This window comes from Sorangium sp. So ce834, from assembly GCF_051521425.1.
Taxonomy (GTDB): domain Bacteria; phylum Myxococcota_A; class Polyangia; order Polyangiales; family Polyangiaceae; genus Sorangium; species Sorangium cellulosum_D.
In genome coordinates this window covers 6,612,385-6,624,686 of record NZ_CP150351.1, presented here as the reverse complement: position 1 = coordinate 6,624,686, position 12,302 = coordinate 6,612,385, and the positions used below count along the sequence as shown (strand labels likewise).

The following is a 12,302-nucleotide window of genomic DNA, read 5'->3' as shown; positions in this document are numbered from 1 at the left end:
TGCGTATTGGTATGATCGGTATGGGAGTCATCTCGAAGTTCTATGTCGCGGGCTTTCCGCGCGTGGACGAGGCGAAGCTCGTCGCCGTGTGCGACCTGCGGAAGGAGCGCGTCGCGCCCTTCGAGGCGCGCGGCATCGACGCGACGCTCGATTACCGGGAGCTCTTGGCCCGCGCCGACATCGACGCGGTCATCATCAATGTCCCCAACGACGAGCATTACGCCATCTGCCGCGACGCGCTGGCAGCCGGCAAGCACGTTTGCTGCGAGAAGCCTCTGACCATCCACCGCGCGGACGCCGAGCGCCTCGTCGACCAGGCGCGCGCCGCCGGCCGGACGTTGTTCACCGCGTTCCACCGCCGCTACAACGTCAACGTCGTGCGCGCGTTGCCGCAGCTCGCGGATCGGTCGCGCATCGCCGCGGTCACCGCCCGCTACCTCGAGAGGATCGAGGAGCACGCGGGCGACGACCGCTGGTACCTCGATTCGCGCCGCTGCGGCGGCGGCTGCCTCGCGGACAACGGCCCGAACGTCTTCGACACGCTCGCCTCGTTCCTCGGCCGGCTGGACGTCACCCGCGCCGCCGTCGAGCGCGACGGCGCCGGCATCGACCGTGAAGCCGACGTGGACCTCGTGAACGAAGGCGGCATCCCGGTGCACGTCCGCCTCGACTGGGCGTACCCGCGCGGCGAGCGAAAGGACATCGAGGTCTCGCTCAAGAGCGGCGAGCGCATCGCCATCGACATGCTCGCTGGCTTCGACGAGTTCAAGGGCTCTCTCTGGCACGAGTACGAGGAGATCCTGCGCGACTTCGTCGCCACGATCCGGGCGGGCGGCTGCCACGGCGAGGACGGCCTCGACGCCGTGCGGCTCGTGAGCGACGCTTACGCCGCGGAGGGGCCCTCCCGCGCGGCGCAGGCGCGCAAGCGCGCCGTCCCGACGACGGTGGTGAAGCTCCTCCAGCACAAGCGGAGCGATCGCGGCTTCGTGCTCGAGCGACACGCGACGCGCTGCGTGCGCGCCGGCGAGGTCCACGAGCTCGTCACCACCGACCAGGCGACCGCCGGGCCGGGCGACCGCGTCGATCGGGTGGGCTTCCTCGGCTTCGTCGAGGCGCGCGCCGCCGGCGTCATCGAGCGCGGCGACCTCGTGGTCCACGGCGGCACCGTGATCGGCAGGGTGCTCGGCTTCGACGCCTGCCATTTCCCCAACCACTACAACGTCCTCGTCGCCGCCGCGGCGCCCCTCACCGCGGGCGAGCTCGGTCTCGTCGTCGAGGACACCGTGAAGTTCCTGCCGGGCGAGCCGTCGCCCGAGATCGAAGGGCGCTGACATGAAACCCGTCGAGGTCCTGACGCGCGCGGCCGCCCGCGAGCACCTCCTCGCGAGCGAGGCGCGCGACGCCATGCTCGCGCTGCTCGACGGCGCCTTCACGCCGGCGCAGGCCGCGGCGTGGCTATCGATGCTCGCCTGCAAAGGTGAGACGGTCGCCGAGCTCGAGGGCTTCTTCGCCGCGCTGATGGCGCGCGCCGTCCGTGTCACGCAAAGGGCCGATGCCATCGACACCGCCGGCACCGGCGGCGACCGCCACTCCAGCTTCAACGCCTCCACGGCCGCCGCGCTGATCGCCGCCGCCGCAGGCGCCGTCGTCGCCAAGGCGGGCAACCGCGCCGCCTCGAGCCGCTGCGGCAGCGCCGATCTGCTGGAGGCGATGGACATCGATATCGAGCTCGGGCCTGCGGAGGTCGACCGGTCGCTCGACGAGACCGGCTTTGCCTTCCTCTTCAGCCAGCGCTTCCACCCGGCGCTCCGCGGGCTCGCGCCGCTGCGCCGCGAGCTCGGCCTGCGGACCGCGCTCAACCTCCTCGGACCGCTGGCCAACCCAGCCGCCCCCGCGCGCCGCGTCCTCGGCGTGGCCAAGCCGGCTTTCGTCGATCTCTACGCCGAGATCCTCCCGGCGATCGGCGCCCAGCGCGCGCTGATCGTGCACGCCCGCGACGGCCTCGACGAGCTGAGCCTCGCGGCGCCGACGGACATCGCCGAGCTGCGCGACGGCGCTCTCTACCGGTTCACGGTGACGCCGGAGGACCTCGGCGTCGCCCGCTGCGATCTCGCGGCCTTGCGCGGCGCTGGTCCGGCCGAGAACGCGGCGCTGCTCCGCGCGCTCTGCCGAGGCGAGCGCGGGCCTCTTCACGATTTTTGCGCCGCAAATGCAGCCGCGGCGCTGTACCTCGCCGGCCTCGCGAGCGACCTGCGCGATGGCGTCGAGGTTGCACGGCGCGCCATCCGGTCGGGGGCGCTGGCTTCGCTTGTGGACGACCTCATTGCGCGCTCGGCGACGCGCCGGGCCGCGGAAGGACGACGATGATTCTCGATGTGATCCTCGAACACAAGCGCGGCGAGATCGCCGCGAGGGAGCGAAGCGTTCCGCGCGCTGCGCTGGAGCAGCGGGCCACGACGGCCCGACCACCCCGGGATTTCGCGGCGGCGCTGCGCAGGGACGGCGTGTCCGCCATCGCCGAGATCAAGCAGAAGTCGCCCTCGAAGGGCGTGTTCCGCGAGGGCCTCGACCCGGTGGCCACCGCCCGCGCCTATGCGGCGAACGGCGCCCGCGCCATCAGCGTGCTCGCCGACCGGGAGTTCTTCGGCGGCGGCCCCGAGATCGTCGAGGCCGTGGCGAACGCCGCGGGGGTGGATGTCCCCGTGATGTACAAGGAGTTCGTCGTTCACCCGTATCAGGTGATCGAGGCCCGCGCTGCCGGCGCCGACGCCGTGCTGCTCATCGCGCGCGGCGTCGACGCGGCGCTCCTCACCGAGCTGATCTCGCTCGCGCGCTCGCTCGGCATGGAGGCTCTGGTCGAGACCTTCGACGCCGACGAGATCGAGCGGGCCGTGCGGGCCGGCGCTCGCATCATCGGCGTCAACAACCGCGATCTGTCGACGTTCGCGGTCGACCTCGACAGGTCGCGCGCGCTCCGCCGGCTCATTCCGGCCGACGTGCTCACGGTCAGCGAGAGCGGCCTCAAGACGGCCGCGGACGTGGCCTCCGTCGCCGCCATGGGGTTCGACGGCATCCTCGTCGGCGAGGCGCTGGTCAGCGCGCCCGACCCCGGCGCGGCCCTCAGGTCCCTCCTCGGCGCTGCGGCGCCGGCGCCGGGGATGTTCGGCGCGTTCGGCGGCCGCTTCGTCGCCGAGACGCTGATGAGCAGCCTCGAGGAGATCGAGCAGGGCTTTCTCCGCTACAAGGACGACGCCGAGTTCAACCGGACGCTCGGATCCATCCTCACGAGCTTCGTTGGCCGCCCGACGCCGCTCACACCCCTCCTGCGCCTCAGCGAGTCCCTCGGCGGCGCGCGCATCTATGCCAAGCGCGAGGATCTCGCCCACACCGGTACCCACATGATCAACAACGCCGTCGCCCAGGCGCTGCTCGGGGTCCGGCTCGGCAAGCACCGCGTCGTCGCAGAGACGGGGGCCGGCCAGCACGGCGTCGCCGTCGCGACCGCGTCGAGCCTGCTCGGGCTCGATTGCACGGTCTACATGGGGGCCGCCGACGCGGAGCGCCAGGCGATGAACGTCCAGCGAATCCGCGTGCTGGGCGCCGATCTTCGGATCGTCCACAGCGGTTCGAGGACGTTGAAGGACGCGAGCAGCGAGGCCCTGCGCGACTGGATCTCCAATGTCGACTCGACGCATTACCTGCTCGGGTCCGCGGTGGGACCGCACCCGTTCCCCACCATGGTTCGCCACTTTCAAACGGTGATCGGCGTCGAGTGCCGGGCGCAGGTGCTCGAGCGCGAGGGGCGCCTGCCCGATGTCGTTGTCGCGTGCGTCGGCGGCGGCAGCAATGCGATCGGCATCTTCGCGCCGTTCCTGGACGAGCCGTCGGTCGAGCTCATCGGCGTCCAGGCCGCCGGCGAGGGCCTCGCGAGCGGTCAGCCCGCGGCGCCGCTCATCACCGGCAAGGTCGGCGTCCTCCAGGGCTACAGGACCTACGTCCTGCAGGATGACGACGGCCAGATCCTCGAGACCCACAGCATCGCGCCGGGCCTCGACTACCCGGGCGTCGGCCCCGAGCACGCCCACCTGCGCGACACGGGCCGCGTCCGGTACGTCGCCGTCGACGACGCGCGCGCCCTCGACGCGTTCCAGACGCTCTGCCGCATGGAGGGCATCCTCCCGGCGCTCGAGCCCTCGCACGCGGTCGCGCACGCCCTGGAGCTCGCCCCGAGCCTCGGCCGCGACGCGATCCTGGTGGTGAACATCTCCGGCCGCGGCGACAAGGACCTCGCCTCGGCGATCGAGCACATGCACAGGGAGGGAGTCTGACGATGAGAAAGCTCGAAGCCCGGTTCGCGGAGCTCTCGCGCCGCGGCGAGCGGGCGCTGATTCCGTACGTGACCGCCGGCCACCCGTCGCGGGAGTCGCTCATCCCGCTGCTCGTGGCGCTCCAGCGCGCCGGCGCCGACGCCATCGAGGTCGGCGTACCGTTCTCGGATCCGGTCGCCGATGGCCCGGTGATCCAGAAGGCCAGCTACGAGGCGCTGGCCAACGGCGCGAGCCTCGCCTGGGTGCTCGCCGAGGTCGCCCGGGCCCGCGCGGCTTCCGTGTCGGTGCCGATCGTGCTGATGGGTTACAGCAACCCGTTCCTCGCCTTCGGTCTGGACAGGCTCGCCGCGACCGCGGTCCAGGCGGGCATCGACGGCCTCATCGTCCCCGATCTGCCGACCGATTGCGCCGACCCCTGGCTCGAGGCTCTGGCCGCCCACGGCCTCGGCGTCGCCTTCATCGCCGCGCCGACGACCAGCCCGGTTCGCCTCCGCGTGGCCGGCTCCAAGGGCAGCGGCTTCGTCTACTGCGCCTCCGTGAACGGCGTCACCGGCGTGCGCGAACGCGTGGCGGACGGGCTCGACGCCGTGATCGACCGCATCCGGGCCGCCACGGCGCTCCCGGTGGCGGTCGGCTTCGGCATCGCGACGTCGGCGCACGTCCGCCAGGTCACGCGCTGCGCCGACGGCGCCATCGTCGGCAGCGCGATCCTTCGCCTCCTCGACGCGACGCCGGCGCCGGCGCGGCTCGCCGCGGTCGAGGGGTTTGTCCGCGAGCTGAAGGACGCGACGCGCGGGTAGGCTGCTCGGGGCTGCCCCGAGCAGCACGGCACGCTCTAGGACGTCGATCCGAAGATCGATTCATGGAAAGAGGACCGCGAGGGCGCAAGGGACGCTAGGGGAAGAGAAGAATACAATTCCATCTCTGTCCCGTTGCGCCTCTTGCGCCCTTGCGGTCTCTCCTCTCAGGTGACTTTCTACCTCATCGGTACTCTAGCGCTGCCGGGCCGCGCACACGATCCCGCCGAAGATCAGCAGGATGCCGAGCCCGTGCGCGGCGCGGAGCTCCTCGTGCAACACGAAGTAGGACAGGATCAGCGCGCTCACGGGCAGGACTCCCGTGAAGACCGCCGCCGTGGCGGCGGAGACCTTGCTGACACCCCGGTACCACAGGACGAAGCCGAGGACGGTGACGGCCAGCGCGTAGTGCACGATCGACAGCCAGCCGGCCATCGAGACCTGCGAGAAAGAGAACGAGCGGGCCTCGTAGGCCGCCTGCGGCAAGAACAGCACGAAGCCAAAGGCGACCACCATGGTCGAGACCGCGAGGGGGCTGAGCCTCGCGGTCATGACCTTTCCCAGGATCGTGAACAGGCTCTCGCACACGACCGCTCCCAGGATCAGGACCGTGCCGAGCAGGTGAGCCGAGCCGCGGGGGCCCTCCGCGCCGCCCTCTCCGCCGGACCCGAGCTGGAGCGCGGCGATCCCGGCGACGCAGAGACCGACGCCGGCCCACTTCCAGCGATTGAGCCGCTCGCCGAGGATCAGGGCCGCGAGGAGGGCGGTGACGCCCGGTGTCGTGCTGGTGATGATGCCGCTCTCGGAGGAGGTCGTGTAGCGCAGTCCGTACAGGAGGAAGAGGCTGAACAGGAACACCCCCGTCAGCGCCTGGAGGAAGAGCACGCGGTAGTCGCGCCAAACGAGCGCCGGCAGGCGCTTTTCCTTGGCGAGCAGGAGGAGAATGAGCACGGGCATCGCCAGCCCGAAGCGCAGGCCCGAAGCCAGGAATACCGGGAACTCGCGGGTGATGATCTTGCCGGCCACGACGGAGCTGCCGACGAGGGCCATGGCGAGGGTGAGGTCCAGGAAAGGTCCAGCGCTGCTTCTCTTCATGTTCCCGCGCTCTTCGGAGCCGTGGAGAGGCCAGTCCGAGAGCGGTTGATGCAGACTGCAAACCGCACGCCATCGAGGCGGACGCCTCTCCGAGCGCCGTGGCAGCGCGGGCCGCGGCGCTCTGGTCTGGACGCGCTCGCCGGGCCGCTGGCCGGCCCGGCGCGCGCGCCGACGGCGTGAGCGCGCGCGAGGGCGCTGTCCCGGCTCAGCCTCAGGGATGGCTCGCCGGATCCGCCGGATCGGTCTCCGCGTCCTCCTCGTCGCCGTCGAGCGCTCCATCGCCGTCGCGGTCGAGCGCCATCCGCACGCCCGAGCCCGGCGGCGCGCAGGTGTACGTCAGCGCTCTCCCCGCGGCCGCGAGCTGGCGCAGCGCCGCCGCGCCGATCGCCGCGCTCCCCGCCCGGTTCCGGCGGAACGTGCCGTCGCCCTGGTAGAGGAAGCCCGCCTCGTCGCCGTTCACGCGGCCCCTCACCACGAGATCGCACTCGCCCGCGCCGGCGCGCGCGATCAAGAGGTCCACGCGCTGCTCGGCCGCCGTGTCGCCGGCGCCGGCGAGCGTCGCCTGCTGGCCCACGATGGGCGCCAGGTTTGTATCGAACGCGTGCAGATACGAGGTCACCTGCCGGCGCAGCACGTCGCCCGCCTCGCCCGGAGGGAACCCGGCGACCCCGGGCGCCTCGTTGAAGCCGCGCTGATCGTGGAAGCGGAAGATCGTGTCGACCGTCCCGTCGTGGGCGAAGCCGAACCCGCGGATCTGGTCGCCCTGGAACTCGGTGTCTCGATCGTTGAAGCGGGGGTTCTGCACCATGCCGAACATCCCCACCTTCTGATAGACGTTGCGCAGCTGGGCGACCTTGAAGCTCTGGAAGATGAAGTCGAACGTGTAGCGCCCGTCGGTCCCGAAGAAGCCCGGGAATGCAACCCCATGCTCGGCGTTGCCCGCTGGATCGAGCACGTGGCACGTGCTGCACGCGCCGCCCGGCTCGATGAAGAAGGCCTTGCCCGCCTCCTGGTCGGGGGTGAGCGTGTTGTCCAGCCGGCGGATGGGGTTCGGCGGATACATCACCTGGAGGATGAAGTCGGTGAACGCCTGCATGTCCGCTTGAGGGATGGGCGCGCTGCGCCCGAGCAGCCCGACGAAGGCGACGTTGAACTTCTTGAACGCCGCCTCCTCGTCGAAGGTGCCGCTGTCCGGCTGCGCGCTCGGCGCGTCGTTCCCGCCGGTGCGGTCCCCCCGCCAGTGCATCGGGCCGTGGTTGGCCATGCCGCGCAGGCTCTGCGTCGTCATCGGCCCCTTGAGCGCGGCGAACTCGGCGGGCTGGCCGAAGAGCGTTGGATCGAGCACGAAGGGCCCTGGCATCGGCGTGGTCGTCGCGTCGGGGTCGCCGAGGTCCCACGCGAGGCTGTCGACGTCGCCGAAGACATGGCAGCTCGCGCAGGCCGAGTCGCCGTGGCTCGACGAGAACGAGGCGTCGTAGAGGAAGCGGCGGCCGCGGACCACGCTCTCCGGCTCCGGGCTGTACATGGGCACGTGCGCGATCTCGGCCTGGGCGTCGAGGTCGATGACCGCGATGGAGTTGTCGAACCGCGTGAGGGCGTAGAGCTGCTCGCGCGCCTCGTCGAGCACCACGCCGGTCGGCCCGCCGCCGGAGACGGGGATCTGGCGCGCGCGCCTGGGCACGAAGGTGTCGGCTTCCAGCGCCGCGGTCGAGAAGACGCCGATCTTGTCGGAGCCGAGCGCGGCCACGTAGAGCTTCTTTCCGTTCCGCGAGACGGCCATGCCCTGCGGCAGCGCGAGGCTCTTCCGGCTCTCGGCGTTCGGGACCGGGGCGCAGCACGCGCTGTAATCGATGTGCTTGTTCAGGTGCCGCGGGGCCACGCCGCCCGTCGCCGGATCGAGCACCGTGATGCGGTTGTGGTTGAAGCGGCCGCGCACGCTGTGGCCGGCGAAGACGCCGGGGCCCTCGAAGCGCTGCTCGTTGAACGCCTCGGTGTTGGCCACGTAGACGCGCCCGCTCACCGGGTTGACGGCCATGTTGTAGAGGACCGTGCCCACGCCCTGGAAGGCGCCCGCGGGGCCCGCGACCTGCGCGGGCGGGTCGGCCATGGCGTCGAGGACGAAGACGTCCTTGTCGGGCAGCGCGAAGCTCACCTTGTCGTCCCAGGCTCGATTCAGCTCGTCCACCCAGTGCTGGCCGTCGAATTTGACGATGAGGGGCGCCGACGGCTGCGCGGCCCCGGCGGCGTTGGTGGTCGGCGGGGGCAGGCCGAGGCCCAGGTTCACCACGTTGGTCTCGACCACCGTGGTGCGGTTGCCCGAGTGGAAGGCCGCCGCGTAGACGCGCGCGCCGTCGGGCGTGGCGGCGAGCGCGCGCGGCGTGTCGCTGAACAGGGTGACGATGGTCAGCGGCGCGGGGCTCTGGCTCGCCGCGGAGAAGACCCAGACGTCGGCGCGGCCCACGCCCGGCGTGGTGAGCGCCGGGTCGACAGGGCTGTTCTGGCCGCGGTGCGCGGTGGTGATGAAGGCGCGGTCCTTGCCGGGGCCGGCGAAGACGATGTCGCGAGGCTCGTCGCCGACGAGCAGCGTGCGCACCACGCGGGGCTTCCTGGGCCTCGAGACGTCGACCACGCTCACGCTGTCGGAGAGGTGGTTGACGACCCAGACCTCGTCGTCGCTGCGGGCCGCGACCGCGACGGGCTCCAGGCCGACGGCGACCGAGCCGCGGTGCACGAGCGCGCCCCGCTTGACCTTGAAGATCTCCAGCCGGTTATCGGGCGTGTTGACGGCGAAGAGCGTCGAGCCGTCGGGCGAGAGGGCGAGAGGGCGAACCTGGCCGCTCTCGAAGAGGGTGTAGGGCCGGGCGGGGGCGAGGGCGCTCGGGGCGCTCGCGGCTGCTCGGGGTTCGTCCACGGATGCGCCGGTGTCGCCGCAGGCGGCGAGGGCGAGCGCCGAGAGCGACAGGAGAAGGAGCTTCATGATGGGCACCTCGAAGGTTACGGGAACATTCAAGGATACCACCGAAACACAGACACCGAGCAATAGCGCCGAGTCAGAATGAGATTGGATTGTTTGGCAAGACACCTTTCAAGGGCGAGCGCTCCTCGTGGATGGATCGCTCCACAATGTGCTACAGGTCCTCTGCGGTAGGGGCCTGACCCACCGAGACGATGCGGTCGCGAAGACGCCCTGTCGCGGTGGTGAGGGAGGGGGCATGTCGCGGCGCGCCTCGGCTCGGGCGGCGAGGATCAAGCCGCGGCGAGCTTGGCCGGGCGGCGCATCAGCGAGAGGGCGACGTAGACCACGAGCGAGATCGAGAAACCCGAGAACCACGCGTAGTGGTAGAAATCCATCCATGCGGCGGAGACCGTCAAGACATCGATGGTGCCGAGGAAGCCAGGCAAATTGGGCAGGACACCGGCGACGAGGGCGACGATCGCGATGGGGTTCCACCCGTTCGTGTACCAATAGGGCCCCTCCCGCTTGTAGAGCTGGGCGAGATCGAGCTCGGTCCTGCGGATCACGTAGTACTCTGCGATCAGGATCGCGCCGACGGGGCCGAGCAGCGCGGAGTAGCCGACGAGCCAGGTGAAGATGTACCCCGTCGGATCGCTGACGAGCCGCCAGGGCTGCATCAGGATCCCGATGACGCCGGTGATGAGGCCGCCCGTGCGGAAGGAGATCCGCGACGGCCAGAGGTTCGAAAAGTCGTTGGCGGGGCTCACCACGTTCGCGGCGATGTTCGTCGCCAGGTTGGCGATGCTGAGCGCCGCGAGCGAGACGATGAGGACGACGGGGCTCTCGAAGCGAGTGATGAGGACAACGGGGTCCCAGATGGTCTCCCCGTAGATGACGACCGTGGCCGACGTGACGGCGACGCCGATGAACGAGAAGAACGCCATGGTGGGCGGCAGACCGACGGCCTGCCCGAGGGCCTGATCGCGCTGTGAGCGCGCGTAGCGGGTGAAGTCGGGGATGTTGAGCGCCAGCGTGGACCAGAAGCCGACCATCCCCGTGAGCGCAGGGAAGAAGAACCTCCAGAGCTGGCCGTCCTTGGGCTGCCCCGCCGCGAAGGCCGAGGGCTTCTCGAGCATCGGGCCGAACCCGCCGGCGCGGCCATGCGCCCAGAAGAGCAGGAGCAGGCCGAGGGCGACCAGGAGGGGCGCCTTGATGTTCAGCAGGATCCGGATCGACTCGATGCCCAGGTGAATGATCCAGACGTTGATGCCCCAGAACAGCAGAAAGCAGGCGAGCTGGGCCGCGTTGATGCCGAGCGGCGTCGCCGGCATCTGCTCGATCGACGGCATGAAGACGGCGACGATCTTGTAGATGGCCCACCCGCCGAGCCATGTCCCGATTCCGAACCAGCCGCACGCCACGAGGGCCCGGAGCACCGCCGGCACGTTGGCCCCTCGGACGCCGAACGCGCTCCGGCAGTAGACGGGGAACGGAATGCCGTACTTCGTGCCCGCGTGCGCGTTCAGGATCATGGGCAGGAGCACGATGACGTTGCCGAGGAGGATCGTGAGCTCGGCCTGACCCCAGCTCATCCCCTCGGCGATCAGACCCGAAGCGAGCATGTACGTGGGAGTACAGGCGCACATGGATATCCACAGTGCGGCGATGTCCTTCATCCCCCATTTGCGCTGGTCCAGGCGCACGGGCGCGATGTCCTCGTTGATGTAGCGGGAGTCGACCTCCCCTTCCATCCGAGGACCGCCGCTCTCTCTCGCGCGTCGAGGAGCGGGCTGCGCGTCGCGCTGGACGGTCGTGTGCGCCATGGTCCATGACGCTACACGAGTCGATGTGAGACTGGATAGAGGGCTAGCGCGACGGAGGTCGAGGTCCGGCGGGGCCGCGCTTCAGCGCGAACGCGATACCCTCCTTCAGGGTCCGGAGCGTCACGACGCCGCCTACACCGACGCCCAGCTCGACCAGCGTCTGCGCGATCCGCGGCTGGATGCCGGTGAGCACCACCTGCGCGCCGAGGAGCCGCACCGCCTTGGCCAGCCGGATCATCGCGTCCGCTACCTGGGTGTCGATCACCACCACGCCCGTGATGTCCAGGACCACGGTGGTGGCGTTGTGCGCGATCACCCCCTGGAGGAGCGTCTCGAGCGCCGCCGCGGCGCGGGCGCTGTCGAGGAAGCCGATCAGCGGCATCGCGATGACCTGATCCGCCACCGGCATGAGCGGGGCCGACAGCTCGCGGACCATCTGCTCGAGCTTCATCGTCTTCTCCGCCACGCGCAGCTCGAGCTCGGCGTTGAGCCGCCGCACCTCCTCCTCGGCCTGCCGGCGATCGGTGACGTCGACGCCGATCGCCTGGAACTCGGCGCTCGCGCCCCCCTCGCCGAGCGGGGCGCGGTTGGTCCAGTGCAGCCAGCGGATCGACCCGTCGGGGCGCACGATCCGGTGCTCGGTGTGGACGATCGGGTTGTCGGGGCCGAGCTTCGCGAACTGGCGATCGAGGGCCGGCCGGTCCTCGTCGGGGACGAGCGGCGTGAAGTGATGACCGACCAGCTCCTCCCGCGTCTTCTCGAAATACCGGCAGTACACGTCGTTGACGAAGGTCAGCGTGCCATCCATCCGGAAGCGGCAAATGAGCTCGGTCTGGTCCTCGACGATGCCCCGGTAGCGCGCCTCACTCTCCCGCAGGGCCGCCTCCACCAGCCGTTTCTCGGCGAGCTCCCGCTCGAGCTCGGCGTTGCGCCGGCGGAGCATCTCCAGTTCCACCTCCGCTGTACTGCCACTCCTTGCTTCGCCATCGTTCATGATCCAGTGGCCCTTCGAAGCGCCGACGGACGGCGCCGTTCTCCGTCAGCGTACCAAAACCACGGTCGCCGCGGGTGAACTTCGTACGTGCGGTCGACCTGCGCAGCGCCTCCGACCCCGTACGACCCGCATATTCGATCGACGCACGCGAGCGCACCGTCACCCAGCTTCGTGGCTCACGGCGGCCGTCCCCTACCGAGCTTTGTTCGTTTCCTATGTTCGCTGCTTTACCTTCTCAGCCGCGCCGTCCTTCTCGAGGGCTGTCGACGTCGACGACAGCGCCGGTCCTCGCGACAGGGGACGGCGCTG

Annotated in this window: 8 protein-coding genes; 4 read left to right on the top strand and 4 right to left on the bottom strand. The window is 70.4% G+C overall.

Annotated features, from left to right (window positions below; genetic code table 11):
- Nucleotides 1-11 precede the first annotated feature (11 nt).
- Genes WMF20_RS23945 through trpA form a run of 4 tightly spaced genes read left to right on the top strand, consistent with a single transcriptional unit; the run spans nucleotide 12 to nucleotide 5,128 of the window.
- The gene (locus WMF20_RS23945) at nucleotides 12-1,331 is read left to right on the top strand and encodes a Gfo/Idh/MocA family protein (RefSeq protein WP_437616920.1); all 1,320 of its coding nucleotides are present in this window, start codon (nucleotides 12-14) and stop codon (nucleotides 1,329-1,331) included.
- A 1-nt stretch (nucleotide 1,332) separates the two neighbouring features.
- Entirely contained in the window at nucleotides 1,333-2,367 is a 1,035-nt protein-coding gene (gene trpD, locus WMF20_RS23940) for an anthranilate phosphoribosyltransferase (RefSeq protein WP_129576500.1), read from the top strand.
- An 8-nt stretch (nucleotides 2,368-2,375) separates the two neighbouring features.
- A complete protein-coding gene (trpB, locus tag WMF20_RS23935; protein WP_165374151.1) occupies nucleotides 2,376-4,328 on the top strand; it encodes a tryptophan synthase subunit beta in 1,953 nt (650 codons plus the stop codon).
- Between the two features lie 2 nt (nucleotides 4,329-4,330).
- Entirely contained in the window at nucleotides 4,331-5,128 is a 798-nt protein-coding gene (gene trpA, locus WMF20_RS23930; protein WP_129576498.1) for a tryptophan synthase subunit alpha, read from the top strand.
- A gap of 192 nt (nucleotides 5,129-5,320) precedes the next feature.
- On the opposite strand, the gene WMF20_RS23925 is transcribed toward trpA, so the two are convergent.
- The 4 genes from WMF20_RS23925 to WMF20_RS23910 all read right to left on the bottom strand — a co-directional run bounded on the left by WMF20_RS23925 (nucleotide 5,321) and on the right by WMF20_RS23910 (nucleotide 11,942).
- Nucleotides 5,321-6,220 (bottom strand): DMT family transporter, encoded by a 900-nt coding sequence (locus WMF20_RS23925; protein ID WP_437616919.1) that lies wholly within the window; start codon nucleotides 6,218-6,220, stop codon nucleotides 5,321-5,323.
- 211 nt (nucleotides 6,221-6,431) lie between these two features.
- Entirely contained in the window at nucleotides 6,432-9,197 is a 2,766-nt protein-coding gene (locus WMF20_RS23920) for a hypothetical protein (RefSeq protein WP_437616918.1), read from the bottom strand.
- Between the two features lie 269 nt (nucleotides 9,198-9,466).
- Nucleotides 9,467-10,999, bottom strand: coding sequence for an NCS1 family nucleobase:cation symporter-1 (locus WMF20_RS23915; protein WP_437616917.1), 1,533 nt, complete (start codon nucleotides 10,997-10,999; stop codon nucleotides 9,467-9,469).
- 43 nt (nucleotides 11,000-11,042) lie between these two features.
- A complete protein-coding gene (locus WMF20_RS23910; RefSeq protein WP_437616916.1) occupies nucleotides 11,043-11,942 on the bottom strand; it encodes a PAS domain S-box protein in 900 nt (299 codons plus the stop codon).
- Nucleotides 11,943-12,302 lie beyond the last annotated feature (360 nt).